Origin of the sequence: Actinomadura luzonensis (genome assembly GCF_022664455.2) — a bacterium.
In the GTDB taxonomy this organism is placed as follows: domain Bacteria; phylum Actinomycetota; class Actinomycetes; order Streptosporangiales; family Streptosporangiaceae; genus Nonomuraea; species Nonomuraea luzonensis.
Genome location: NZ_JAKRKC020000002.1, coordinates 2,294,603 through 2,318,884, shown reverse-complemented (window position 1 = coordinate 2,318,884; position 24,282 = coordinate 2,294,603). Strand labels below are relative to the sequence as shown.

The 24,282-nt window shown below is 73.9% G+C and carries 21 protein-coding genes and 1 pseudogene; 9 read left to right on the top strand and 13 right to left on the bottom strand.

Going from position 1 to position 24,282, the window contains the following annotated elements; genetic code table 11:
• Window positions 1-8 precede the first annotated feature (8 nt).
• The 4 genes from pflA to MF672_RS41120 form a co-directional block, all read right to left on the bottom strand.
• The gene (gene pflA / locus MF672_RS41135) at window positions 9-734 is read right to left on the bottom strand and encodes a pyruvate formate-lyase-activating protein (RefSeq protein WP_242383275.1); all 726 of its coding nucleotides are present in this window, start codon (window positions 732-734) and stop codon (window positions 9-11) included.
• A 3-nt stretch (window positions 735-737) separates the two neighbouring features.
• On the bottom strand, window positions 738-2,987 hold the full coding sequence (pflB, locus tag MF672_RS41130) for a formate C-acetyltransferase (RefSeq protein WP_407654799.1): 2,250 nt from the start codon (window positions 2,985-2,987) through the stop codon (window positions 738-740).
• 213 nt (window positions 2,988-3,200) lie between these two features.
• Window positions 3,201-3,341, bottom strand: coding sequence for a hypothetical protein (locus MF672_RS41125; RefSeq protein ID WP_242383273.1), 141 nt, complete (start codon window positions 3,339-3,341; stop codon window positions 3,201-3,203).
• A gap of 12 nt (window positions 3,342-3,353) precedes the next feature.
• Entirely contained in the window at window positions 3,354-3,596 is a 243-nt protein-coding gene (locus MF672_RS41120; protein ID WP_242383271.1) for a hypothetical protein, read from the bottom strand.
• Between MF672_RS41120 and MF672_RS52315 the strand changes: the two are divergent.
• Window positions 3,514-4,166 (top strand): annotated as a pseudogene (locus tag MF672_RS52315) (endonuclease/exonuclease/phosphatase family protein). The gene MF672_RS41120 and the pseudogene MF672_RS52315 overlap by 83 nt on opposite strands.
• Window positions 4,167-4,249: 83 nt before the next feature.
• Complete coding sequence (locus MF672_RS41110) at window positions 4,250-5,665, top strand: vanadium-dependent haloperoxidase (RefSeq protein ID WP_242383267.1); 1,416 nt, start codon at window positions 4,250-4,252, stop codon at window positions 5,663-5,665.
• Window positions 5,666-5,834: 169 nt separating this feature from the next.
• Here the strand turns inward: MF672_RS41110 and MF672_RS41105 are convergent, their stop codons facing one another.
• Window positions 5,835-6,023 (bottom strand): hypothetical protein, encoded by a 189-nt coding sequence (locus MF672_RS41105; protein WP_242383265.1) that lies wholly within the window; start codon window positions 6,021-6,023, stop codon window positions 5,835-5,837.
• A 380-nt stretch (window positions 6,024-6,403) separates the two neighbouring features.
• Between MF672_RS41105 and MF672_RS41100 the strand changes: the two genes are divergently transcribed.
• Window positions 6,404-7,309, top strand: coding sequence for an ArsR/SmtB family transcription factor (locus MF672_RS41100; protein WP_247815683.1), 906 nt, complete (start codon window positions 6,404-6,406; stop codon window positions 7,307-7,309).
• A gap of 22 nt (window positions 7,310-7,331) precedes the next feature.
• On the opposite strand, the gene MF672_RS41095 is transcribed toward MF672_RS41100, so the two are convergent.
• A complete protein-coding gene (locus MF672_RS41095) occupies window positions 7,332-8,069 on the bottom strand; it encodes a class I SAM-dependent methyltransferase (protein WP_242381887.1) in 738 nt (245 codons plus the stop codon).
• Between the two features lie 183 nt (window positions 8,070-8,252).
• Here MF672_RS41095 and MF672_RS41090 point away from each other — a divergent pair, with 183 nt between their 5' ends.
• Window positions 8,253-9,527 carry a serine hydrolase domain-containing protein gene (locus MF672_RS41090; protein ID WP_242381886.1) on the top strand — a complete coding sequence of 425 codons (1,275 nt, stop codon included), beginning with the start codon at window positions 8,253-8,255 and terminating at the stop codon, window positions 9,525-9,527.
• 126 nt (window positions 9,528-9,653) lie between these two features.
• Complete coding sequence (locus tag MF672_RS41085) at window positions 9,654-10,070, top strand: hypothetical protein (protein ID WP_242381885.1); 417 nt, start codon at window positions 9,654-9,656, stop codon at window positions 10,068-10,070.
• 66 nt (window positions 10,071-10,136) lie between these two features.
• Here MF672_RS41085 and MF672_RS41080 read toward each other — a convergent pair whose 3' ends face one another.
• From MF672_RS41080 to MF672_RS41055, 6 genes are all read right to left on the bottom strand, one after another.
• Window positions 10,137-13,052 (bottom strand): M36 family metallopeptidase, encoded by a 2,916-nt coding sequence (locus MF672_RS41080; RefSeq protein WP_242381884.1) that lies wholly within the window; start codon window positions 13,050-13,052, stop codon window positions 10,137-10,139.
• 86 nt (window positions 13,053-13,138) lie between these two features.
• Window positions 13,139-13,648 (bottom strand): NADPH-dependent FMN reductase, encoded by a 510-nt coding sequence (locus tag MF672_RS41075; RefSeq protein ID WP_242381883.1) that lies wholly within the window; start codon window positions 13,646-13,648, stop codon window positions 13,139-13,141.
• A complete protein-coding gene (locus tag MF672_RS41070; protein ID WP_242381882.1) occupies window positions 13,645-14,970 on the bottom strand; it encodes an LLM class flavin-dependent oxidoreductase in 1,326 nt (441 codons plus the stop codon). Before MF672_RS41070 ends, MF672_RS41075 begins: the two co-directional genes overlap by 4 nt.
• Complete coding sequence (locus MF672_RS41065) at window positions 14,967-15,941, bottom strand: ABC transporter permease subunit (RefSeq protein WP_247815682.1); 975 nt, start codon at window positions 15,939-15,941, stop codon at window positions 14,967-14,969. Before MF672_RS41065 ends, MF672_RS41070 begins: the two co-directional genes overlap by 4 nt.
• A complete protein-coding gene (locus MF672_RS41060) occupies window positions 15,934-16,740 on the bottom strand; it encodes an ABC transporter ATP-binding protein (RefSeq protein ID WP_242381880.1) in 807 nt (268 codons plus the stop codon). Before MF672_RS41060 ends, MF672_RS41065 begins: the two co-directional genes overlap by 8 nt.
• Window positions 16,737-17,750 carry an ABC transporter substrate-binding protein gene (locus tag MF672_RS41055; protein ID WP_242381879.1) on the bottom strand — a complete coding sequence of 338 codons (1,014 nt, stop codon included), beginning with the start codon at window positions 17,748-17,750 and terminating at the stop codon, window positions 16,737-16,739. The genes MF672_RS41060 and MF672_RS41055 overlap by 4 nt, the downstream gene beginning before the upstream one ends.
• 227 nt (window positions 17,751-17,977) lie before the next feature.
• Between MF672_RS41055 and MF672_RS41050 the strand changes: the two genes are divergently transcribed.
• Entirely contained in the window at window positions 17,978-18,304 is a 327-nt protein-coding gene (locus MF672_RS41050; RefSeq protein ID WP_242381878.1) for a putative quinol monooxygenase, read from the top strand.
• A gap of 13 nt (window positions 18,305-18,317) precedes the next feature.
• On the opposite strand, the gene MF672_RS41045 is transcribed toward MF672_RS41050, so the two are convergent.
• On the bottom strand, window positions 18,318-21,158 hold the full coding sequence (locus MF672_RS41045; RefSeq protein WP_242381877.1) for a beta-galactosidase: 2,841 nt from the start codon (window positions 21,156-21,158) through the stop codon (window positions 18,318-18,320).
• A gap of 245 nt (window positions 21,159-21,403) precedes the next feature.
• On the opposite strand from MF672_RS41045, the gene MF672_RS41040 reads away from it, so the two are divergent.
• Genes MF672_RS41040 through MF672_RS41030 form a run of 3 tightly spaced genes read left to right on the top strand, consistent with a single transcriptional unit; the run spans window position 21,404 to window position 24,278 of the window.
• On the top strand, window positions 21,404-22,702 hold the full coding sequence (locus MF672_RS41040; RefSeq protein WP_242381876.1) for an ROK family transcriptional regulator: 1,299 nt from the start codon (window positions 21,404-21,406) through the stop codon (window positions 22,700-22,702).
• On the top strand, window positions 22,699-23,511 hold the full coding sequence (locus MF672_RS41035; protein ID WP_242381875.1) for an ABC transporter permease: 813 nt from the start codon (window positions 22,699-22,701) through the stop codon (window positions 23,509-23,511). The genes MF672_RS41040 and MF672_RS41035 overlap by 4 nt, the downstream gene beginning before the upstream one ends.
• Window positions 23,508-24,278, top strand: coding sequence for an ABC transporter ATP-binding protein (locus MF672_RS41030; protein WP_242381874.1), 771 nt, complete (start codon window positions 23,508-23,510; stop codon window positions 24,276-24,278). The genes MF672_RS41035 and MF672_RS41030 overlap by 4 nt, the downstream gene beginning before the upstream one ends.
• Window positions 24,279-24,282 lie beyond the last annotated feature (4 nt).

Genomic DNA, 24,282 nt, shown 5'->3' with positions numbered 1-24,282 from the left:
CCGGCCGGTCAGACGGCCGCCAGCCCCTCCTCGCGGAACTGGCCGCGGACCCGCTCCAGCAGCGCCTCGCCGGGCGGGTCCACGTGCGCCAGCGGGAAGGTCAGGCCGAGGCGTTCGTACTTGCCGGTCGCCATCCGGTGGAAGGGCAGCACGTCCACCCGCTCCACGTTGCCCAGCCCGGCGGCGAAGCGGGCCAGCCCGGCCACGTTGTCCGCGGCGTCGGTCAGCCCCGGCACCAGCACGAACCGCACCCACACCGGGCGTCCCAGCTCCGCCAGCCGCCGCGCGAAGCGCAGCGTCGGCTCCACCGGCCCGCGGGTGACCCGGCGGTAGGTCGCCGGGTCCCACGACTTCAGGTCGAGCAGGACGAGGTCGGTGTCGGCCAGCATCTCGTCGGTGGCGCGGACGCCGAGCAGCCCCGAGGTGTCCAGGGCGGTGTGCAGGCCGCCCGCGTGGCAGCGGCTCAGCAGCTCGGCGGTGAAGCGGGGCTGGAGCAGCGGCTCGCCGCCGCTGATCGTGACCCCGCCGCCCGCGACCGCGATGAAGCGGCGGTACTTCCCGATCTCGGTCATCACCTCGTCGGCGCGCACCGTGCGGCCGTCGCGCATCCGCCAGGTCTCCGGGTTCTGGCAGTACCGGCAGCGCAGCGGGCAGCCGCAGGTGAACACCACGAAACGGGTGCCGGGGCCGTCCACGCCGACCGACAGGTCCCACGAGCTGATGACGCCGTCCATGGCTCAGAGCGCTCCGTGGAAGGTGCGGCTGACGATGTCGCGCTGCTGGTCGGGCGTGAGGCGGACGAAGTTGACCGCGTACCCCGAGACCCGGACCGTGAGCTGCGGGTACCGCTCCGGGTGCGCCATCGCGTCCAGCAGCACCTCGCGGGTGAGCACGTTGACGTTCATGTGGAAGCCGCCGGCGTCGAAGTAGCCGTCGAGCACCCCGGCGAGGTCGCGCACCCGCTCCTCCGGCGTGCGGCCGAGGCCGTCCGGGGTGACCGTGCTGGTCAGCGAGATGCCATCCTGCGCGGCGTCGAACGGCAGCTTGGCCACCGACAGGGCCGAGGCCACCAGGCCGTGCCGGTCGCGGCCGTGCATCGGGTTCGCGCCGGGCGCGAACGGCTCGCCGGCGCGGCGGCCGTCGGGCGTGTTGCCGGTGTGCTCGCCGTAGACGACGTTGGAGGTGATCGTGAGCACGGACTGGGTGTGCTCGGCGCCCCGGTGCGCGGGGTGGCGGCGCACCTTCTCCATGAACGAGCGCACCAGCTCGACGGCGATGCCGTCGGCCCGGTCGTCGTTGTTGCCGTACGCCGGGTAGTCGCCCTCGACCTCGTAGTCCACGGCCAGGCCGGTCTCGTCCCTGATGACCCGGACGCGGGCGTGCCGGATCGCCGAGAGGCTGTCGGCGGTGACCGACAGGCCGGCGATGCCGCAGGCCAGCGTGCGCTTGACCGGGTAGTCGTGCAGGGCCATCTCCAGGCGCTCGTAGGCGTACTTGTCGTGCATGTAGTGGATGACGTTGAGCGCGTTCACGTACGTCTCGGCCAGCCAGTCCATCATCCGGTCGAGGGCCTTCACGGTCTCGTCGTAGTCGAGGTACTCGCCGCTCAGCGGCGGCAGCTCCGGGCCGACCTGGACGCCGGTCAGCTCGTCGCGTCCGCCGTTGATCGCGTACAGGAGGGTCTTGGCGAGGTTGACCCGCGCGCCGAAGAACTGCATCTGGCGGCCCACCGGGGCGGCCGAGACGCAGCAGGCGATGGCGGTGTCGTCGCCCATCAGCGGGCGCACCAGCTCGTCGCTCTCGTACTGGAGGGCGCTCGTCTCGATGGACAGCTCCGCGCAGAACCGCTTGAACGGCTCGGGCAGGCGCGGCGACCACAGGACGGTCAGGTTCGGCTCCGGGGCGGGGCCGAGGTCGCGCAGCGTCTGCAGGTAGCGGAAGCTGGTGCGGGTCACCAGGGGACGGCCGTCGGCGCCGATGCCGCCGATCGACTCGGTCACCCAGGTCGGGTCGCCGGAGAAGAGCCGGTCGTACTCCGGGGTGCGCAGGAAGCGGACGATCCGCAGCTTGATCACGAAGTCGTCCACCAGCTCCTGGGCGCGTTCCTCGGTGATCAGGCCCGCCGCCAGGTCACGCTCCAGGTAGACGTCCACGAACGTGGAGGTGCGGCCCAGCGACATGGCGGCGCCGTTCTGCTCCTTGATCGCGGCCAGGTAGGCGAGGTAGAGCCACTGGATCGCCTCGTGCGCGGTGGCGGCCGGGCGGGAGACGTCGTGGCCGTAGGAGGCGGCCATGACCTTCAGCTCGTGCAGCGCGCTCATCTGCTCCGACAGCTCCTCGCGGTCGCGGATCACCTCGTCGGTGGCCGGCTCGCCGTCCAGGGAGCGCAGCTCGGCCCGCTTGGCCTGGAGGAGCCGGTCCACGCCGTAGAGCGGGACGCGGCGGTAGTCGCCGATGATGCGGCCGCGGCCGTAGGCGTCGGGCAGGCCGGTGATGATGTGCGCCCGGCGGGCGGCCAGGATCTCCGGCGTGTAGGCGTCGAAGACGCCGTCGTTGTGGGTCTTGCGGTAGCGGGTGAAGATCTCCTTCACCCGGGGGTCGAGCTCGTGGCCGTAGGCGGCCAGGCCGTTCTCGACCATGCGCAGGCCGCCCGCCGGCATGATGGCGCGGCGGAGCGGGGCGTCGGTCTGCAGGCCGACGATGAGCTCACGGTCGCGGTCGATGTAGCCGGGCCGGTGGGAGGTGATCGTGGACGGGGTCGTGGTGTCGACGTCGAGGATCCCGCGCCGGCGCTCCTCCGGGAACAGGGCCGAGACCTTGGCCCACACCGCCCGGGTGCGCTCGGTCGGTCCCGCCAGGAAGGCGCCGTCGCCCTCGTACGGGGTGTAGTTGTCCTGGATGAACGCCCGCACGTCAATGGCGTGCCGCCACTGCGTGCCGCGGAATCCCCGCCAGGCCTCGCGCTCGACCTCCGTGGCCGTCATCATGCCCCCTTGACGTAGTGGTCTATACCACTACTGTCGCCCGGGGACAGGCGGGACACTGCGGGCGAAGGTCCCCAACCCCGGTGACCAACGACCCCGCCGCGCCGCGGAGCCGGCAGGCGGGATGGGCACGTTCGGGCGGTGATCCGTTTAAGGTTCACCTTGTGATCGCATCTGTGGACGGGACGGCGGAGTGAGCACGACGGCCGGGACCGATCAGGCCACGCGGACGGAACGGCCGGCGAAGCGGCGGCGGCGCAGGCGGTGGATGTCCTGGACGATCGTCACGCTGCTGGGCCTGTGGGCCCTGGTCAGGGCCGGCGGATGGGAGCAGGGTTCGTTCCCGGCCCAGCTCATGACCGTGACGCCCTACGGGGCGGTGCTCGCCGGGCTCACGGCGTTGCTGCTGGTCCGGCGCAACCGCCCGGCGGCGCTGGTGGCCGCGACGGCCTGCGTGGTGCTGGCCGCCTGCGTGGCGCCGCGGCTGACCGCCGAGGAGCAGCCGGCGGCGGCCGGCCCGGCGCTGCGGGTGCTGACGCTGAACCTGTTCGGCCGGGCCGACGCGCGGGCCGTGGTCGACCTGGTGCGGCGCGACAACGTGGACGTCTTCACCGCCCTGGAGCTGCGTCCCGAGACGGCCGGGCGGCTGGACGAGGCCGGGCTGAAGGAGCTGCTGCCGTACCGGGTGCTCCATGACGCCCCGGGCGCGACCGGCAGCGGCGTCTACTCCCGGCACCCGGTGACCGAGCTGAAGGGCCTGTTCACGCCGGTCGGCCACAACATGCCGGCCGCCGCCCTGACTCTGCCCGGCGGCGACGCGGTGGAGGTCGTGGCCGTGCATCCCAACCCGCCGCTGGCCGCATGGCCGACGACTGGGACACCGCCCTCGGCTCGCTGCCCCCGCCCACCCCCAGCGGCGCGGTGCGGGTGCTGGCGGGCGACTTCAACGCGAGCCTCGACCACCGCGCCTTCCGCGAGCTGCTGGAGCGCGGTTACGTGGACGCCGCCGCCCAGGCGGGCAAGGGCCTGGTGCCGACCTGGCCGAACTTCCGGCCGGTGCCGCCGATCATCGCGATCGACCATGTGCTGGCCGACGAGCGGGTGGCGGTGAACGAGGTGGAGTTCGCCGACGTGCCGGGCACCGACCACCGGGCCGTGTTCGCCGAGCTGAGGCTTCCTTGATGTCACCAAAAGGTTAGCTCGAATACCTGTTCGAATGTGAGATCGTCGCTCGGGGGCCCGTCCGACACCGAGGGGAATCATCCATGCCCGTACGACGATTAACCGCTGCCCTGCTGACCGCCGCGCTCATGCTCGCCCTGACCGCCGTGCCCGCACACGCGGGCGGGCCGACGCTGGTCGTGCGCTGGAACCAGGCGATGCTGACGGCGGTGCGCACCGGCACGCTCGGGCCGCCGCTGGTGGCCAGGGCGCTGGCGATCGTGCACACCTGCGCCTACGACGCCTGGGCGGCCTATGACGCCGTGGCCGTCGGCACCCGGCTCGGCGGGTCGCTGCGCCGCCCGGCTGCCGAGCGCACCCAGGCGAACAAGGCCGAGGCGATCAGCTACGCCGCCCACCTGGCGGCGGCCGACCTCTATCCGGCGCAGCGGGCGACGTTCGACGCCCTGATGGCCGACCTCGGCTACGACCCGGCCGCCCCGGCGAGCCAGGCGGCGCAGACCGGCCTGGCCGCCTGCCGCGCCGTGCTCGACCAGCGCCACGCCGACGGCTCCAACCAGCTCGGCGGGTACGCCGACACCACGGGCTACGCGCCGGCCAACGCGCCCGTGGTCGTGTCCGAGCCGCTGACGACGCTGGCCCAGCCGGGGCGGTGGGCGCCGCTGACCTACCGCAACGCGGCGGGCGCCCTGGTCACGCCGCCGTTCCTGGCCCCGCACTGGGGTCAGGTGGCCTCCTTCGGCGGGTCGGCGCGGGCGCTGGCCGACGCCGTTCCCGCGCCCGTGCCGTACGGGTCGGCGGGCTGGCAGACGCAGGCCGCCGAGATCGTGGCCCTCACGGCCGCCCTCGACGACCGGCAGAAGGCCATCGCCGAGTACTGGGCCGACGGGCCGGCCAGCGAGACGCCGCCCGGCCACTGGTGCCTGTTCGCGCAGCAGGTCTCGGCGCGCGACCGGCACGGCCTCGACCAGGACGTCAAGCTGTTCTTCGCGCTGACCAACGCCGTCATGGACGCCGGCATCGCCTCGTGGGAGGTCAAGCGCGACCACGACACCGGGCGGCCGATCACCGCGATCCGCGACCTGTACCGGGGGTCCACGGTCCCGACGTGGGGCGGGCGGAGCGTGGACGGGGCGTCGTGGGTGCCGTACCAGCCCTCGACGTTCCCGACGCCGCCGTTCGCCGAGTACGTCTCGGGGCACAGCACGTTCAGCGCGGCCTCGGCCGAGGTGCTCAAGCGCTTCACCGGCACCGACGCGTTCGGCGGGCAGGCGGTCGTCGCGGCCGGGTCGTCCAAGGTGGAGCCCTGGGTGACGCCGGCGCAGGACGTGACGCTGCGGTGGCGGACCTACAGCGAGGCCGCCGACCAGGCGGGGCTGTCGCGGCGCTACGGCGGCATCCACTTCAAGGCCGGCGACCTGCAGGGGCGCGCGCTCGGGCGCGCGGTCGGCGAGGCGGCCTGGAACCGCGCCACCGCCTACTGGACCGGCCGCGGCTGACCTGGTGACGCTTGACCGGCCGCGGGCAGGCGCGCCCCGCCCCCCATAGACAGGCGCGCCCGCCCCGGCCGGAGCGGACCGCCCCCGCGACGGGGGCGGCGTTCTCCTCAAGGACGGCGCCCGCCCCCCTGCACGGGAGCGGGCGCCGTCGCGCGGCTGGGGGAAGCGGTCAGGCCACGTTCTCCTCCGCCTCGCGCTCCAGCGTCCCGAGGTCGAAAGCGCCCGACTTGACCGCCGTGGTGAACGCCTCCCAGTCGCGCCGGGGCACCTCGAACACCGTCTCGGGGTGGTCGGCGTGCACCAGCTCCACGTGGTCGTTGATCCGCTTGGCCGCGACGCGGCCGGCGTCATGAGTCATGCCGCATTCCTTCTTCCGTGAACACTGCGGAGGTTCCGCCCCGGCTCCCCGTTCGCAGGGGAGCCGGGGCGGTTGCGGGAAGCCTCCCATTCCGTGCGGGCCGCGGCCAGCGGTTCCGTCGGCACTTAGGGTGACAAATCCACCACCTGGAGTGCCTCTCTTTCCCCCCTGGGAGCAAGATTTTCGCGGACGGGACCGAGTCAGGCCGTTGTAAGGGACTTTCAAGTCGGAAGTTAGCGAAGCTCCCTAATCTCGCGGATCGTCCCTGCCGTCGAACTCTGGGGGTCCCGGTAACCAGCACCAACGGGTGGAGCGAACTGATCATCGGCTCCACGCCTCGGCTGCACGTCTCGCTCTCTTCCAGTCTGACCGCCGTCGCCATGGTCACCGACGCGCTCGCCGGCCGCCGCCGCGGCCTGCCGGAGCACTGGCGGCGGACGCTCAGCTCACGCGCCGGGCGCTTCGGCCACGAGGCCGCGCGGCCCCTGGGCGCGCCCGGCCGCTCGATCGCCCCCGACCTCGTCGTCCCGCTGCCCCCCACCGCCGGGGACGTCGGCGTGCGGGACCAGCTCATCGCGCTGCGCGACACCCCGCCCGGCGCCCTGCTCGCGGACCTGGAGCGCACGTTCGGCGCCGGCCCGCCGCCGCCCCACTGGCAGGAGGCCGCCCGGCGGCCGGGACGCTGGCTGCACGGCTACGCCGGCGCGCTGGCCGCCGCGTGGGAGGCCGCCGAGCCGGTGTGGCGGCGCGCCCGGCCGCTGCTCGGCAAGGAGGTGGAACGGGTGGGCGTGGCCGCCGTCCGCGGCACGCCGGAGCTGCTGCTCGCCTCGCTCAGCGGCCGGGTCAGGCCGCACCCGGGCGGACGCGGGCTGCTGATCGCCGACCCGGAGCCGCGCACGTACGAGCTGGGCGAGCGCCCGATCGTGCTGGTGCCCATGCTGGCCGGCCGGGACGCCCTGATCCTGGGGCTGGACGGGCCGGAGGCGGTGTGGATCGCGTACCCGGTGCCCGGCGCGGAGACGTTGTGGCGCCGTCCCGACACCGAGGCGCCGGACGAGCTGTCGGCGCTGATCGGGCCGGTGCGCGCGGAGCTGCTGCACGCGCTGGAGCAGCCGATGACGATGTCGACGCTCGCCGCCGGGCTGAACATCGCGCCGAGCGGGCTGACCTACCACTGCGACCGGTTGTGCGCCGGGCGGCTCATCACCCGCGAGCGGCGGGGCCGCGAGGTGTGGATCGCCCGCACGGACCGCGCGGAGGAGCTGCTGGAGCTGTTCCGGCAGTGACCCCGAGGGGGACGCCGGGCGGTCAGGGGAGGCGGGCGACGAGGGCGAAGCGGCGGGCGGTGGCGCGCAGCGACCGGCCCCGCCGCAGCTCCGCGTGCAGGGCGCGGAGCCGCCCGTCGTAGCCGGCGACCGTGAAGCCCGGCACCTGCCAGGGCACCACCCGCAGGAACAGCACGAGCGCCCCGACGTCGTGGAAGACCGCCGGGTAGCCGCCCTCCCCCGTCCAGGTGACCTCCAGCCCGGCGGCGGCCAGCCCGGCCGCCGCCTGGGCGAGGTCCCAGTCGCGGCGCTCGTGCGGCGGCGCGCCCAGGGCCGCGTTGACCTCCTCCAGGTCGCGCCCCGCGACCTGCTGGGTGACGAAGACGCCGCCGGGGGCCAGCAGGCGGCGGATCTCGCCCGGGTCGTACGCCTCGTGCCGGGCCGTGACCAGCTCGAACGCCCCGCCGGGCAGCGGCGCGGGACCACCCGCGACCACCTCGACGCCGAGCCGGGCCAGCCGCCGGCGGGCGATCGCCACGTTCGGCGGGTAGCCCTCGGTGGCGGCGGTGCGGGGCGGCAGCGGCGCGAGGGAGGCCAGCAGCTCGCCCCCTCCGGTGCCGAGGTCGAGCAGCGAGGCCGCGCCGGGCAGCCGGTCGCGCACCAGCCGCGCGTAGTCCCAGGGCAGCTCCTCGCGGGCGGTCATGCGGCCGGCCAGGACGCCGAAGTCCCAGCCCGCGAAGGGCTCGGCGAGCGCGCGGCGGACCAGCTCCTCGTACTCCACCCAGCGATCATGCCGCGCGGGCGGCGCCGGGCGCGCGCCCTTTTCACCCGCGCGCCCTTTCACCCGCGCGCCCTTTCACCCGCGCGCTCGCGCGATGTCATCGGGAACGCATGATCCCTGTCATACCCACCCGGTGACATCGCCGACTTATCCCCGCACCCCCGCCCGGCGCATGCTGAGGCCATGACTTCTCGCCGATTCCCCACCAGCGCCCGGCGGGCGGCCGCCGCCACCGCCATGGGCGCGCTGCTCGCGGCCGGAGCCCTGGCCGCCCCCGCCGAGGCGGCCGGCGGCCTGGACCGCCAGGCGCTCCGGCGGACGCTGGAGGCCGTCCACGACGCCGGCATGTTCGGGATGTACTCGGAGGTCCGCGACGGGAGCCGGACCTGGCGGGGCGCGGCCGGCGTGGCCGACGTGGACACCGGCCGCCCGGTCCGCCCCGACCTGGTGCACCGCATCGGCAGCATCACCAAGACCTTCGTCTCGGTCGCGATCCTCCAGCAGGCCGGGCGGGGCGCGGTCGAGCTGGACGCCCCCGTGGGCCGGTACCTGCCGGACCTGGTGCCGGGCGAGCGCGGGCAGCGGATCACGGTGCGGATGCTGCTCAACCACACCAGCCACATCGCCGACTACATCCTGCCCGCGTTCCCCTCGCTCGGCGAGGGCTCGACGCGCAGCCTGGACGACAACCGCTTCCGCAGGTTCGCGCCGGAGGACCTGGCCCGGATGGGCCTCGCCGCGCCGCCCACGGGCGAGCCGGGCGCGGCCCCCGGCTCGTACTCGAACACCAACTACGTGCTGGCCGGCCTGCTGTTGGAGAAGGTGACCGGCCAGGACGCCGAGGACTACGTCACCCGCGAGGTGATCAGGAAGGCGGGCCTGCGGCACACGTCGTTCCCGCGCACGCCGCACATCCCCGGGCCGCACTCCAAGGCGTACGAGTCGTGGTACGGCTTCATCGACCCGCCGCGCGACTACAGCGTCTACGACCCGTCGTGGGCGAGCACGGCCGGGGCGGTCACCTCCACCATGGACGACCTCAACCGGTTCTACCGGGCGCTGCTGCGCGGCGAGCTGGTCGGCCCGGCGCAGCTCGCCGAGATGCAGAAGACGGTGCCCGTCCTGGCGGGCGGCGGCCGGATCGAGTACGGCCTCGGCATCTACGCCCTCGACCTGCCCTGCGGCCGGTTCTGGGGGCACGACGGCGGCGTGTTCGGCATGGCCACGCAGTCGTTGTCCAGCCCGGACGGCGCCCGGCAGATCTCCTTCGGGGTCAACCGCACGAAGTACCAGACCGTGGACGAGAACGGGCACCTCGTGCCGCACGCCATCGACTACGCCCAGGTCGATCACCTGCTGGTGGCGCTGTGCGGCGACGCCGGGGCGGCCGCGGCGAAGGCGGCCACGGCCCCGTTCCTGCCGTTCCCGGCCGACCGGGGGCCGCTCGGCGGCTCGTGAGGGCGGGTGTGCTCCTGATCACGTCCCACGTGTGGATTTCTCCACAGAGTCTCGCTGGAGGTCTCCGTAATGTCCGTGATGCCGGACAGCACCCGGCAGCACCGACAAACGGGGAGGAAACCCGAAATGCGTAAGACCCTCGCCATGGCCACCATCGCCGGCTCGCTGGCCCTGACCGGCCTCGCCGTCGCCCCGGCCGCCCAGGCCACGACCGCGGGCGCCCAGCAGGCCGCCACCGCCGGCACCGGCGTCCACACCTGGGGCAGGTTCTTCTCCAGCGACCACAAGGCCTACACCTTCGGCCGCACCTGGAAGCAGGGCGGCAAGGTCTACACGAAGTGGTACGGCGTGGACAAGCCCGGCGGCAAGAAGGGCTGGGTCTGGTTCGAGTACTACAGCAAGGGCTCCTGGCACCGCTTCAACCACGCCTTCGACGGCAAGGTCGTCGGCACGTGGAGCGGCCACGGGATCAAGAAGATCTACACCTTCACCTGCTGGGCCGGCAAGTTCGACAACTGCGGCAAGAAGTACCGCATCTACTGAGGCCCGCGGCTGAACACCTGACCAGAGGCCCGGCGGCCACCACCCCCGCCGGGCCTCTCCCTTGCGTCAGCGGGTGAACGCCTGGAACTCGGCCGCCCGCACCTGCTCCCGCTGCGGGCTCGCCGTGGCGCAGTCCGTCGAGGACGCCGGGTCGGCGTCCTGCTCCCCCGCGTACAGCGGGTTGCCGGTGCACTGCGTGCTGACCACGCGCAGCATCAGGTGCGTCGCCGCCGCCGGCCGCACCGCGAACGACCTGATCAGCAGGTCGGAGCCGCGCGGGCGCGGCAGCGTCGCGGCGAACGCGTCGGGCGGGCTGGTGTAGATCTTCCTGAAGCTCGCCGGGTCGGCGCAGTTCGCGCTGCAGGCCAGCACCTCGAAGGCGCGCAGGGCCGAGAAGCGGTTCTGCCCGCCGGGGTCGGCCGGGTCGCCGGTGTTCGGCCGCAGCATCGCGCTCACCTGCACCCGCCGGACCGTGACGGGGGCGTCGCCCGCCAGGTCCACGACCACCGACCGGCCGGCCGGCGCGCCGGAGAGCGAGGCCCAGTTCGTGGCCTCGGTCTCGTCGATGAGCAGGCCCTGGTTGACGCCGTCGCCGCTCGCCGTCGCGCCCGCCGCCGCGGCGGCGAGGTTGCGGGTCAGCGGCAGCGGCACCGGCAGCGTCACGCCCGGCACCACCGGGAGCGTCAGGCGATGGTGCCCGAAGCCCTTCCCTGCGACCACGGCGGAGTGGACGCCGGGCGTCAGCTCGGCGGTGTCGCCGAGCGGGGTGGCCGGGTCGGTGTCGGCGACGGGGACGACGCGGCCCTCGTAGTCGCCGACGTACAGGCGCAGCGCCGCGTCCTTCGCCTCGCCGAGGGGCTTCAGCCGCACCGAGCCGTTGCGGCCGAGCGGGTCGGTGAAGCTCGGCGTCGGGTCGCCGTCGTTGGGGCCGGTGGCGGCGGCGTCGCGGCCCAGGCCGTGCTGGGCGAACGCGCGCCACATGATGTCCTGGTCCGCGCCGCCGAAGCGGATGGCGTCGGCGGCCAGCAGGGCGTCGCGGTGGTCGACGTACGTGACCGCGCCGGAGGCCATGAGCAGCAGCGCGTCGTAGGCGAGCTGCACCCAGCGCCGGTTGCCCGGGCACCGCTCCACGGGGGTCCTCCCGTCCGCGCAGGAGCGCTGGAGCGCCGCGGTGCCGAGGCCGTAGCGCTTGACGAAGGCCGCGCGCACGTCGAACTGGGTGGCCGACCAGATCTCGCCGTCGGCGTGGGTCTGCTGGCCCACCAGGTCGTAGTTGAGGTCGCTGTAGTTGAGCGGCGACTTGGACATGTCGTAGTTGCGGATGCCGCGCTGCCGGTCGCCGGTGACGTAGCCGCCGGTCACGTACGGGGTAGCGCCCGGCGCGCGGAAGCCGTACTCGAAGAGGTACTCCATGGAGAACAGGTCGGAGGTGCTCTCGTTCATCGCGCCGGCCTGCGCGCCGCTCCAGCCGGCGGCCGGGCCGCCGATCATGCGGCCGGAGATCGCGTGCGAGTATTCGTGGGCGATGACCGACATGTCGTAGTCGCCGTCCACGCAGGGCGCGTAGAAGGAGCCCGCGATGGGCTGCCACAGGTACATGTTCGTGATCGGGGCCACGCCGTCGGGGCCGGTGACCTGGTTGGCGTTGTCGCGCACCGATGCCACCCGCGCGCCGGCCTGGGCGTTGCCCTGCTCGGGGTCGCCGCCGAGGCCGCCGCGGTCGCCGTTGCCGGCCTGCATGTTCCAGGCGGTCTCGGTGAAGCCGAGCCGGTAGGACCAGTCGTGCATGCGGTTGTGCATGGCGTTGAGGTTGGCGATGGCGGCCTCCAGGTCGGCCTCGCCCGGCTGGTCGAGGGCGGCCGGGTCGCACTTGGCCGCGTACCAGGCGTTGCGCCACGGGTGGACGTAGTTCCGGCTCGGGGTGAGGACGTTGGTGCGGGTGCCGACGCTGAACGGGTCGCCGTTGGCGCGGTTCTCGTACGTGCGGGCGGCGTTGCCGAGGCTGGTGCGCGTCGGCTCGCCGGTGGCGTGGTCCACGTCCCACGGCAGGCCGGTGCGCGGGTCGCCGCCGGTCACCAGGTCACAGCCGGGGGCGGCGGCGAAGCACCAGGTCCGGCGGGTGTCGGCGGAGGAGTGGTCGCCGGGCGGGGTGGCGGGGAACACCGCCCAGCGCGGGTTCTCCGGGTCGAAGTGGTCGACCAGGTTCTCGCGGGTCAGGATCGCGCCGGTGACGGCGTCCACGTGGGTGGTGTACGCCGCCGGCGCGCCGTCCGAGCCGCCGATCAGGACCACCTGGTACGCCCGGTGCACGCCGTCGGGCGCGGGCACCGCCACCGGCGTGGCCTGCTTGGTCGCGGCGGTGGCGAGGTCGATGCCGCCGTCCCTGGCGGCGATCTCCAAGGCCTGCCGGTCGGTGATCGCGGCGGCCGGCGGCGGCTGCGTGGCCCGCGACAGCGAGGAGGTGACGAACCGGACGGCGCCGTTCACCACGCCGACCGAGACCAGGCCGTCCACCCCGGCGGGCAGGCCGCCGAAGCGCTGGCGGAGGAGCACGGCGTGGCCGGCGCCGACGGGGTTGACCGCGACCCGCTCCAGCGCGTCCACCGCCTCGGCGGGCAGGCCGAAGAGGCTCTCGTTCGCCTTGAGGTAGCCGCGCGCGGCCTGCTCGGGGTCGTTCCCCAGGCCCTCGGCCAGCGGCCCGGCGCCGGTGACGACGGCGGGGGTGACGACGGCGGGGGTGCCGAGGTCGTTCCAGCGGATCCGGGCGGCCGAGCCGGCCCTGCGGGCGTCGGCGCCGGCCGGCGGCGGGACCCGGCCCTGCCGGTTGTCCACGTCGGGCTTGCCGCCCTGCTCGGCCTGGAAGTCGTGGACGGGGGCCGGCCCGCCGGGTTCGCCCCGGGCCGGCCCGGCAGGCGACAGGGTGGCCGCGACGAGCGCGACGGCGAGGAGGGTGCTGCTGCGTAACCAGGACTGTGACGACACGGACGGTCCTCTCTGCGTGCCGGGAGGCGCACGGGTCGCGCGCGCCTCCCGCAACAGAAACACCGTGTTGACTGCCTGACAAGATCTCAGTGAGGCACCCTCGCCGGGAGCTGCGGGACGACCTGCTCGGCCCAGGCGGCGACGACCTCCCGCAGGTCCGGGAGCTGGGACTCCAGGAAGGCCAGGCCGGGGGTCGGGACGGACGCGCCCAGCTCGACCAGCAGCGGGCGCAGGTGCACCTCCACCGCGAGCGAGTGCTTCGGATCGCCCATGACCAGCAGCGGGAGGGCGCTCCTGCCCGCCAGCGCGGCCGGCGGCAGCCGGTCCAGGAACGCCTTCAGCAGGCCCGTGTAGGTGCCCTTGTAGGTGGGGCCGGCCACGAGCAGCACGCTCGCCTCCGCCACCAGGCCGAGCGCCGCCTCCACCCCCGGGGAGGCGGCCGGGGCGAGCAGGTGGGGGCCGAGCGCCGACAGGTCCACCAGCTCGTGCGCGACCGGCCCGCCGAGGCGGGCGGCGATCGCCTCGCCGGCCGCGATCGCCACGGTCTGGGTCCTGGAGTCCGCTCTCGGATGGCCGACGACGGTGACGACGCTCATCCGGCGGCCACCAGCTCGGCCGCGTAGCGGGAGGCGGGGCGGGGCAGGCCGTAGTTCTCCCGCAGGGTGCGGCCCTCGTAGGCGTGCCGGAACAGCCCCCTCGCGCGCAGCTCCGGCACCACGTGGTCGACGAAGTCGGCCAGGCCGTCCGGCAGGATCGGCGGCATCACGTTGAAGCCGTCGGCCGCCCCGCCCTCGAACCACTCCTGGAGCTGGTCGGCGATCTGCTCCGGCGTGCCGGCGACGACGCGGTGGCCGCGCCCGCCGGCCAGGCGGGCCAGCAGCCCCCTGACCGTCAGGCGCTCGCGCCTGGCCAGGTCCAGGACGAGCCGGCGGCGGCTCTGCGCCCCCTCCGTCTCGGCCGGGAGCTCCGGCAGCGGCCGGTCCAGGTCGTCCTCGGTGAGCTCGATGCCGGTCATCTGGCGGAGCTGCGCCAGCCCGTACGCCGGGATGATCAGCTCCTCCAGCTCCTTCTCCAGCCGCAGCGCCTCCCGCTCGGTGGAGCCGATGATCGGCGAGATGCCGGGCAGCACCAGGACCTCCTCGGGACGTCGGCCCCGCGCGGCCACCCGGCGCTTGAGGTCGGCGTAGAACTCCTGGCCCTCGGCGAGCGTCTGCTGGGCGGTGAAGACGGCCTCGGCGTAACGGGCGGCGAAGTCCTTGCCGTCCTCCGACGAGCCGGCCTGCACCAGCAGCGGGTGCCCCTGGGGCGGGCGGGCGGCGTTGAGCGGGCCCTGCACGGCGAAGTGCTCCCCCGTGTGCTCGATCGCGTGGATCTTGCCGGTGTCGGCGTAGCGCCCGGCGGCCCGGTCGCGCAGCACGGCGTCGTCCTCCCAGCTGTCCCACAGCTTGAGCACGACCTCCAGGAACTCCTCGGCGCGGGCGTAGCGGGCGGCGTGCGGCGGGCGTTCGATGCCGAAGTTGCGCGCCTCGGCCTCGCCGGCGGAGGTGACGATGTTCCAGCCGGCCCGGCCGCCGCTGATGTGGTCGAGCGAGGCGAACTTGCGCGCCACGTGGAAGGGCTCGTTGTACGTCGTGGACACGGTGGCGATGAGCCCGATGTGGTCGGTGACGGCGGCGAGCGCGGACAGCAGGGTGAGGGGTTCGAGGCCGCCGAGCGCGTTGTGCCCGACGTGGCCCTGCAGCGCGAGCCCGTCGGCGAGGAACACCGAATCGAGCGTGCCGCGTTCGGCGATCCTGGCCAGCTCCTGGTAGTGGCGTACGTCGGTGAGCCGGGCGGGCTCGGTGCGCGGGTGCCGCCAGGCGGCCTCGTGGTGGCCGACGCCCATGAGGAAGGCGTTCAGGTGGAGCTTTCTCGTCACGTGGTCCTCCAGGTGGAGAAGCGGCGCTCGGCGGCGACCAGGAGCAGGTTGAGCAGCAGGCCGAGGGCGGAGATGGTGATGATGCCGGCGTACATGTCGGGGATGCGGAAGCTGGACTGGGTGTCGAGGATGAGGTAGCCGAGCCCGGCCTTCGCGCCGACCATCTCGGCGAACAGCAGCACGAGGATCGAGGTCGCCCCGGCCAGCCGGACGCCGGTGAAGATGGCCGGCACGGCGGCGGGCAGGATCACCTTCTGGAACAGCCGGACCGGGCCGAGGCCCATGGACCGGGCCGACTTGATCAGCAGGGGCTCGCCGGTGTCGGGCTCGCCGGTGTCGGGCTCGCCGGTGTCGGGCTCGCCGGTGTCGGGCTCGCCGGTGTCGGGCTCGCCGGTGTCGGGCTCGCCGGTGTCGGGCTCGCCGGTGTCGGGCTCGCCGGTGTCGGGCTCGCCGGTGTCGGGCTCGCCGGTGTCGGGCTCGCCGGTGTCGGGCTCGCCGGTGTCGGGCTCGCCGGTGTCGGGCTCGCCGGTGTCGGGCTCGCCGGTGTCGGGCTCGCCGGTGTCGGGCTCGCCGGTGTCGGGCTCGCCGGTGTCGGGCTCGCCGGTGTCGGGCTCGCCGGTGTCGGGCTCGCCGGTGTCGGGCTCGCCGGTGTCGGGCTCGCCGGTGTCGGGCTCGCCGGTGTCGGGCTCGCCGGTGTCGGGCTCGCCGGTGTCGGGCTCGCCGGTGTCGGGCTCGCCGGTGTCGGGCTCGCCGGTGTCGGGCTCGCCGGTGTCGGGCTCGCCGGTGTCGGGCTCGCCGGTGTCGGGCTCGCCGGTGTCGGGCTCGCCGGTGTCGGGCTCGCCGGTGTCGGGCTCGCCGGTGTCGGGCTCGCCGGTGTCGGGCTCGCCGGTGTCGGGCCCGTCCGTCTCGGCCTCGTCGTCCGGGAGGTCGTACCAGTGGAGGTCGCCGGGCAGGGCGCGGGTGTCAGCCATGGGAGACCGCCACCTCCCGCTCCTGGCGCTGCGCGGCGGCGACCTCGTCGCGCAGCAGCGTCCAGATGTGGTGGCGGTACTCGCCGAAGTCCGGGTGGGCCCGCAGGTCGCCCTCGCGCGAGTCGAACGCGACCTCCACCACCTCCTTGATCCGGCCGGGCCTGGAGGTCATGACGGCGACCCGCTGCCCCAGGTAGACGGCCTCGTCGATGCCGTGCGTGATGAAGACGACGGTCTTGCCGGTGTGCTGCCAGACGCGCACCAGCTCCTCCTGGAGGGATTCGCGGGTCTGGGCGTCGAGCGCGGCGAACGGCTCGTCCATGAGCAGCACGTCGGGGTCGAAGGCGAGGCTGCGGGCGATGGCCACGCGCTGGCGCATGCCGCCGGACAGCTCGTGCGGGTAGCGGTCCTCGAACCCGGCGAGGCCCACCAGCGCCAGGTGCTCGCGGGCCCGCGCCGCCCGCTCGCGCCTCGGCACGGCCTTGGCCTCCAGCCCGAACTCGACGTTGGCCTGCGCGGTGCGCCACGGGAACAGCGCGTACTGCTGGAAGACCACGCCCCGGTCGAGGCCGGGGCCGGTGACCGGGACGCCGTCGATGAGGACGCTGCCGCTGGTCGGCGGGGTGAGCCCGGCGATCAGGTCGAGCAGGGTGGACTTGCCGCAGCCGCTCGGCCCGACGAGCGCCAGGAACTCGCCCGCGCGCACGTCGAGGTCGACGCCGGACAGGGCGGTGAACGGCTCGGCGGCGTCGCGGAGGTGGAACGTCTTGGTGACGTCCCTGATGCCGATCTCGGTCATGACGCGCTCCCGGCGGCGTAGGGGTTGAACTCGTTGGTGTAGACGTCGGCGGCCTTGACCTGGCCGGGGCGCAGCTCGCCCTCGCGTTCCAGCCAGTCGATCCAGGTCTGGAACTCCTTGGGGGCGATGACGCCGCCCTTGCCGGCGATGCCGGTGCTCTTCCACAGGCGGACGGTGTCGGCGCTCTCGTTGCGGCCCCGCTTGGCGATGATCTGCTCGAAGCGGGCGACGACCTCGGCGCGGGAGTGCGTCTGCGCCCATTCGACGGCCTTGGCGAAGCCGGCGACGAAGGTCTTGACGGTGGCGGGGTTGTCGGCGATGAAGTCCTCGCGCAGCACGATCGAGCCGGCGGTGAACGGGCCGAACAGGTCCACGTCGGTGAACAGGGGGCGCAGCCCGCCGCGTTCGAGCGCCTTGTCCCTGAGCACGCCGCCGAGCGTGCCCGCGTCGAGCTGCCCCTGCCGGAGCGCCTGCTCGGTGTTGACCGGCGGGATCACCACGAGCTGGACCTGCTTGACCTCCTCGGGGGTGAGCCCCTGGCGTTTGAGGTATTCCTTGATGACCGCCTCGTGGTGCGCGCCGAGGGTGTTGACGCCGATCTTCTTGCCGATGAGGTCGCGGGCGGTCCTGATCGGGCTGTCCTGCTTGACGTAGTAGCCGTTGAAGGTCTCGCGGTCGGAGCCGTAGTAGCCGACGACCGCCCTGATCGGGGCGCGGGCGGCCTTGAGCTTGATGATCGCGCCGTTGAACGCGCCGCCGAAGTCGGTCTGGCCGGTCGCGGCGGACTGGATGTCCTGGGGTCCCGAGGTGGTGTTGCCCACCCACTTCAGCTTGACGTCGCCGAGGTAGCCGAGGGACTCGGCCAGCTCGGCGAAGGTGACGGCGCCTGCGTTGCCCTGGTAACGCAGCACCTTCACCTCCGATGCACCGGTGGTCGCCTCGGCGCCGCCGCAGCCCGCCAGGACGGCGGGCAGCAGCACGGCCATGAAGGCATGTCTGGTCTTGATCACGTTGGGTGTCCTCTGGGGAGGGAGAGAGGGGGGTTCCGGCGAAGCGTGATCAGCGACACTGCGCGCTGGCGACGTGGCAGTGGTCCACGTGCGGGCGCCGGGTCAGGTAGAGGCCCTGGCTCATGCGGACGAAGTTACGGGGCCCCTCGAAGAAAGTCAACATTTCCTACACGGAAACCATGAAATTAGGCTCGGAGCCGTACGCAGGATCCGACGAGGGAGGCTCCATGATCTTCATCACCGCCAAGTTCCGCATCAAGCCCGAGCACGCCGACCGCTGGCCGGAGATCGCCCGGGAGTTCACCGAGGCGACCAGGGCCGAGCCCGGCTGCCTGTGGTTCGACTGGTCGCGCAGCGTCGCCGACCGCGACGAGTACGTCCTGGTCGAGGCGTTCCGCGACGCCGCCGCCGGGGCGGCGCACGTGCAGTCGCCGCACTTCAAGCAGGCCCAGGAGACGCTGCCGCGCTACCTGGCCGAGACGCCGCGCATCGTCAACGCCACCGTCCCGCAGGACGACTGGTCCGAGCTGGGCGAGATGGCGGTCCGGGACTGAGCCACCCGGTGCGCTACCCGGTGCGCACGTTGCCGTAGGCGAACAGTTCCAGCGGCCCCGGACCGCCGGGCAGGGGCCGCTCGGCGGTCACCGCCAGGGCGATCGTGTTCGCGCCGCGCTCCCGCAGCACGCCGGCCGGGAGGACGAACTCCGTCTGCGGGCCGATGTCGCCGCCGTACTGGCCGAGGTTCCAGCCGTTGACGAAGATCAGCACCCGGTGGTCCGGCGACGGCGTGCCGCCGAAGCGCAGGCCCACCGGGACGTCCTGCCGGGCGGGCAGGTCCAGCCGGAACGAGGTGCGGTACCACGTGACGCCCGGCGCGAGCGGCGTGGCGGCGGGATCGGCGGCCGGCCACGCCCGGTCGGGGTGGGACGGCAGGTGCCAGCCGGCGCGCTCGCCGTACAGGCCGCCGTTGTTGAGCCCGCCCCTGACCGGGTCCGTCCCGGCCGCGCCCTGGATCCGCCAGGCGATCGGGGCGCCGCCCACCTCGGCGGCGACCAGGCCGCGCGGCTGCTTGAAGCGCAGGTCGTCGGCGATCCAGTCGTCGTTGTGCCCCATGTTCTCGACCAGCACGGCGAGGACGTTGTCGGTGCCGGGCCGGAGCACGCCGGCGGGGACGGCGAAGTGCCCCGGCCCGGGGTCCGGGTTCGGCGGCGTGGCCTGGTCGCCGGAGTCGGCCTCCACGCCGCCGGCGGCCGAGCCGAGGTAGCGGCCGTTGAGCCAGACGAGGTAGCCGCCGCGCAGGCCGGTGACGGCGTTGAGGTCCACCGAGGTCTCCTGGCCGGTGGCGGTGAAGTGTCCCCGGTACCACACGTCGCCGTGGTGGAAGCCGTAGTCGTCGGCGTACAGGACGGGCAGCGTCCGCGGCTTGTGAGGGCTGACGGTGGTGGTGCGGTCGGCGGCGGTCCAGCGGGAGTCGTCGAAGCCGGGCCGCGCCTCCGGGTTCTCGGCGTGGCGGCGCCAGCCGGTCAGCGCGGGCAGCCGGACGGGGGCGGGGGCGCGGGTGACGCCGAGCAGGGAGCCGCTCGCGGTGCGGGACACCGCCACCTCCTCGCCGCCGGCGCGCAGCCGGCGGGCCTGCGGCGGGGCGAACACCTCGACCTCGCCTGCCGCCGTGTCGGCCGTCAGCCGGACGGCGTCGCCGCTCACCGAGGCGGCGCGGACCAGCTTCGTGCCGCGCACCAGCACCGGGACGGCGTCCGTCCCGGCCCGCCAGAACGCCGCCGCCTCCTCGTCGGTGCCGAGCAGGAGCAGCAGCGGACGCCGCCCGCCGCCGGTCACCAGCACCCGGGCCAGGCCCTCGTGCGTGTAGTCGAGGCGCAGGTCGCCGCCCGCGTACGCGCTGCGCACCCGCCCGGCGAGCACGGTGACGCGCGGCTCGGCGGCGTAGCGGAGCACGGTCGCGCCGGGCGAGTCGGCGGTGCCGTAGAGCACGGCGACGTCGCGGCCGCCGATCGCGGCGTGCGTCATGATCTCGCTGGTGGACACCGCCAGGCGCTGGCCGCCGAGGTCGTACCCGGCCACCAGCACGTGCGCGTCGCGGCCCTGGACCCGCACCGGCACCCGGTAGCGGCCGTCGGGGGCGGCCCAGTCGAGGGTGGCGTCGTCGGTGGTGGCGGCGGCCCGGTCGGCGTGCCGGACCAGCACGAACTGGGTGCCGGTGTCCGGGTTGGCGCGGGCGGCGGTGGTCAGGGCGGGGTTGTCGGCGGCCGGGCGGGCGGCCAGCGGGTCGGTCTCGGCCAGCGGGGCGACGGCCTGCAGGAAGGAGCCCTGGCGCTTGAACTCGTCGTACTTGGGGGTGAGCTGCCGGGCCTCGGTGACGGCGGCGCCGTAGTCGTAGGAGGTGTAGACGTCGTTGGGCTGGGCGAGCCAGCCCCAGTTGGTGCCGCCGTAGCCCATGTAGTACGAGAGCACGGTCGCGCCGGTCTGGATGAGGTTGTTCTTGTAGAAGAACTTCATGTACGCCGGGCCGGTCAGCTCGCGGCACCTGTCGTAGCCGGCGTTGCCCGAGTCGATCGCGCCCGCCTGGTACTCGGCGGCGAAGACGGGGACGTCCTCGCGCAGCCGCTCGGTCAGGCCCTCGCCCCACGGGCCCCACACGCCGGGGGTGGCGCAGGCGAAGGACTGCGGGTAGTCGTCCACGCCGGGGATCTGCACCGCGCCGGGACCGGTGGCCCAGGTCGAGCTCCAGCTCCCGGCGTCGCAGCAGTCGTTGGTGGTGATCGGCACGTCGATGCCGGCGGCGCGGGCCCGGTCCTGGAGGTCCTGCATGTACGCCGCGTCGGTGTTGACCTGGTACTCGTTCTCGGCGTTGTAGAGGATCACCCGGCCGCCCCTGGTGACCTGGTGGCGGGCCAGGATCGGGTTGATGTGGTCCAGCCACTCCCGGTACGCCTCGCGGTAGCCGGGCTCGCTGCTGCGGGCGCGGCCCGGCACGGTCTTGACCCAGGCGGGCAGGCCGCCGCCGGTGGTCTCGGCGTTGATGTACGGGCCCGGGCGGGCGATGACGTACAGGCCGGTCTCCTCGGCCAGGCGGAGCAGGCGGTCCACGTCGCGGACGCCGGTGAAGTCGTAGGCGCCGGGGCGCGGCGAGTGGAAGGCCCAGGAGAAGTACACCGAGACGGCGTTGAAGCCGCCCGCCCTGAGCTTTTCCAGCACGTCCCGCCAGAGCGCCGGGCTCGGCAGCCGGAAGTAGTGGAACTCGGCGGCCTGCAGCACGATCCGCTCTCCGTCGAGCATGAGCGAGTACCGGTCGTAGGTCACCTGGCGCGCGGCGGTGCGGGCGTGGCCGGGCGCGGCGAGCGTGCCGCAGGTGAGCGTCAGGGCCAGGAGCACCGGGAGCAAGCGCCTCATGGGTGGCCTTCCAGGGGGTCGGCTCGGGACGGCACGCGCTCCTTTAATTTGGCGACTGTCCAAACGAATGTCAACGCGTGGGGCTGGAGCGGCGACCCGGCCCGCCGTCCCGTTACGGGAACGTTACGCGGCGTGCGAATCCTTTCGGGCGGCCGTTTTCCCAGCTCACAGCGGGGATGACGGCTTCGGTACGTTTTTTTCCGGGTTATTGACGAAAAACCCGGAACGTCGGCACACTCTGCGATATGTCACAACCCCGTGGCCCCTTGTCGCAGCTCAGGCGCGGGCACGAAGAGCTCGTGCTCGGCCTGCTGCGCAAGCACGGCCCGCTGAGCCGGGGCGAGCTGGGCAAGCTCTGCCGGTTGTCGCGCACCACCCTGTACGACATCCTCGCCGAGCTCGTCGCCACCGGCGCCGTCGTGCCCGCCGGGCAGCAGGACGACGCGCCGCGCGGCCGGGGCAGGCCCGCCGAGACGCTGGCCCTCAACCCGGGCGCCGGCCAGGCGATCGGCATCGACTTCGCCCGCCGGGCGCTGCACGTCGCGGCGGTCAACCTGGCGCACGAGATCGTCGGCGCGGCCAGCGAGCCGCACGACGCCGACCTGCCCTGGGAGCAGCGGGTGGACCTGGCCGAGCGGCTGGTCGGCCGGCTCGGCGGCGGCGACCTGCGGCTCGGCGCGCTCAGCGCGATCGGCGCCGGCGTCGTCGGCCCGGTCGGCGGCCCGGCCGACGGCCCGGCCGACAGCCCGGCCGACGGCCCTCCCGACGGCCCGGGACACGCTGGTCCGGGCACCGATCCCGACGAGCCGCTTCCGCATCCCGCCCAGGTGCTGCTGCGCGAGCGGTTCGGCGTCCCCGTGCTGCTCGACAACAACACCCGCCTGGCCGCGCTCGGCGAGGCGATCTGGGGCGCCGCGACCGGCGGCCGGGACGTGCTGTACCTGCGCCTGTCCCACGGCGTCGGCGGCGGCCTGGTGATCGCCGGCTCGCTGCACCGCGGCGCGTACGGGCTGTCCGGCGAGTTCGGCCACATCGTGGTGGACCCGCGCGGCCGCCCCTGCTCGTGCGGCGGCACCGGCTGCCTGGAGACCGTCGCCTCGGTCCGGGCCGTGCTGGACGCCTACCGCGCCAGGGGCGGCCGGGCCGCGGACGTGCCCGGCCTGGTCAGGGCCGCCGAGCAGGGCGAGCCGGGCGCGCTCGGCCTGCTGGCGGAGGTGGGCGCGGACATCGGCGGCGTGCTCGCGGCCCTGTGCAACGCCATAGGGCCGAGCGTGATCGTGGTCGGCGGCGAGCTGGCCGAGGCCGGTCCCGCGCTGCTGGAGCCGATCGAGCGCACCCTCGACGCCCGGGTCATGCCGATCTCGCGGCACCGCGTCAGCCTGCGCCGGGCCACCCTCGGCGAGGCCGCGGGCGCGCTCGGCGGCATCGCCCTGGTGCTGCACGAGTCGCCGCTGCTCTCCCGCTACCCGGCGGGCCCGGACCTGGCGCTGCCCGGCGCCGGGCCCGGCTTCCCGCGCAAGAACCTCTCGAAGGAGGGCTCATGACCCAGCTCACCGCGCTGGGCAAGTCGTCGCAGCCGGCGCCGGCCGCGCGCCGCGGCGGCCGGCGCCCGCGGCGCGCCATCGTGCTCAACCTGGTCGCGGTCCTCGCCGGCCTGCTCGTCTGGACGCTGCTGGCCACGGTCGGCGTCCAGGGCCTGCCGACGCCGCTGGAGGTGGCGGCCAAGGCCGGCGAGCTGATCGCGGACGGCACCCTGCTCGGCGACGCCCTGGCCAGCCTCCGCCGGGTGCTGCTCGGCTTCCTGCTGGGGACGCTGCTGGCGATCCCGGTCGGCTTCCTCATGGGCTGGTACGCCACCGCCCGGGGCCTGCTGGAGCCGTACGTGCAGTTCTTCCGCACGATCCCGCCGCTCGCGATCATCCCGCTGGCCATCGTGCTCATGGGCATCGGCGAGGTGCCGAAGGTCTTCGTGATCTTCCTGGCGTCGTTCCTGTCCAGCGTCGTGTCCACGTTCCAGGGCGTGGTGGACGTGGACAGGACGCTGATCAACGCCGCCCGCGTGCTCGGCGCGTCCGACCGGACGATCTTCCTGAAGGTCGTGGTCCCGGCGTCCACGCCGTTCATCCTGGTCGGGATGCGGGTCGGGCTCGGCTCGGCCTGGGGCACGCTGGTCGCCGCCGAGCTGATCGCCGCCCAGGAGGGCCTGGGCTTCCGGATGCAGCAGGCCCAGCTCTACTACGACCTGTCCACGATCTTCGTGGGCCTGATCGCCATCGGCGTGCTCGGCCTGCTGATGGACCGCCTGCTGCTGCTCGCCGAGCGCCGCCTCACCGACTGGCAGGAGCGCCGATGAAAGCCAAGATCTCCTTCACCGACATCGTCAAGACCTACCCGATGAAGGACGGCGTCTTCACCGCCCTCGACCACGTCTCCCTGGACATCGCCGACCGCGAGTTCGTCACGGTCGTCGGCCCGTCGGGGTGCGGCAAGAGCACGCTGATGAGCATGGCCGCCGGGCTGACCGAGCCGACCTCGGGCGAGGTGCTGGTGGACGGCGCGCCCGTCACCGGCCCCGGCCCCGACCGCGGCGTGATCTTCCAGCAGTACGCGCTGTTCCCTTGGCTGAGCGTACGCAAGAACGTCGAGTTCGGGCTCAAGCTGATGGACCTGCCGCCGGACGAGCGGCGACGCCGCGCCGGGCACGCGATCGAGCTGGTCGGCCTGTCCGACTTCGCCGACGCGCTGCCGAAGACGTTGTCCGGCGGCATGAAGCAGCGCTGCGCGATCGCCCGCGCGTACGCGGTGAACCCGCAGGTGCTGCTCATGGACGAGCCGTTCGGCGCGCTGGACGCGCTGACCCGGGTGCAGCTCCAGGACCAGCTCCTCGCCACGTGGAGCCGGGAGCAGCGCACGGTCATGTTCATCACGCACGACGTGGACGAGGCCGTCTACCTGGCCAGGCGGGTGGTCGTCATGGCCGCCCGGCCCGGCCGCGTCCAGCAGGTCGTCGACGTGGACCTGCCGTACCCGAGGACCGAGGAGATGCGCCTGTCCCCGGAGTTCGCGCGCATCCGCAACGAGGTCTGGCACGGCGTCTACCACCAGCCCAAGGCCGCGTAACCAC

Bases quoted from the DNA above. Each gene is read 5' to 3' on its own strand.
- pflA (WP_242383275.1), bottom strand. From the start codon at position 734: ATGGACGGCGTCATCAGCTCGTGGGACCTGTCGGTCGGCGTGGACGGC.
- pflB (WP_407654799.1), bottom strand. From the start codon at position 2,987: ATGATGACGGCCACGGAGGTCGAGCGCGAGGCCTGGCGGGGATTCCGC.
- MF672_RS41125 (WP_242383273.1), bottom strand. From the start codon at position 3,341: ATGAGCTGGGCCGGGAACGAACCCTGCTCCCATCCGCCGGCCCTGACC.
- MF672_RS41110 (WP_242383267.1), top strand. From the start codon at position 4,250: ATGCCCGTACGACGATTAACCGCTGCCCTGCTGACCGCCGCGCTCATG.
- MF672_RS41105 (WP_242383265.1), bottom strand. From the start codon at position 6,023: ATGACTCATGACGCCGGCCGCGTCGCGGCCAAGCGGATCAACGACCAC.
- MF672_RS41100 (WP_247815683.1), top strand. From the start codon at position 6,404: ATGGTCACCGACGCGCTCGCCGGCCGCCGCCGCGGCCTGCCGGAGCAC.
- MF672_RS41090 (WP_242381886.1), top strand. From the start codon at position 8,253: ATGACTTCTCGCCGATTCCCCACCAGCGCCCGGCGGGCGGCCGCCGCC.
- MF672_RS41085 (WP_242381885.1), top strand. From the start codon at position 9,654: ATGCGTAAGACCCTCGCCATGGCCACCATCGCCGGCTCGCTGGCCCTG.
- MF672_RS41075 (WP_242381883.1), bottom strand. From the start codon at position 13,648: ATGAGCGTCGTCACCGTCGTCGGCCATCCGAGAGCGGACTCCAGGACC.
- MF672_RS41065 (WP_247815682.1), bottom strand. From the start codon at position 15,941: ATGGCTGACACCCGCGCCCTGCCCGGCGACCTCCACTGGTACGACCTC.
- MF672_RS41060 (WP_242381880.1), bottom strand. From the start codon at position 16,740: ATGACCGAGATCGGCATCAGGGACGTCACCAAGACGTTCCACCTCCGC.
- MF672_RS41050 (WP_242381878.1), top strand. From the start codon at position 17,978: ATGATCTTCATCACCGCCAAGTTCCGCATCAAGCCCGAGCACGCCGAC.
- MF672_RS41045 (WP_242381877.1), bottom strand. From the start codon at position 21,158: ATGAGGCGCTTGCTCCCGGTGCTCCTGGCCCTGACGCTCACCTGCGGC.
- MF672_RS41040 (WP_242381876.1), top strand. From the start codon at position 21,404: ATGTCACAACCCCGTGGCCCCTTGTCGCAGCTCAGGCGCGGGCACGAA.
- MF672_RS41035 (WP_242381875.1), top strand. From the start codon at position 22,699: ATGACCCAGCTCACCGCGCTGGGCAAGTCGTCGCAGCCGGCGCCGGCC.
- MF672_RS41030 (WP_242381874.1), top strand. From the start codon at position 23,508: ATGAAAGCCAAGATCTCCTTCACCGACATCGTCAAGACCTACCCGATG.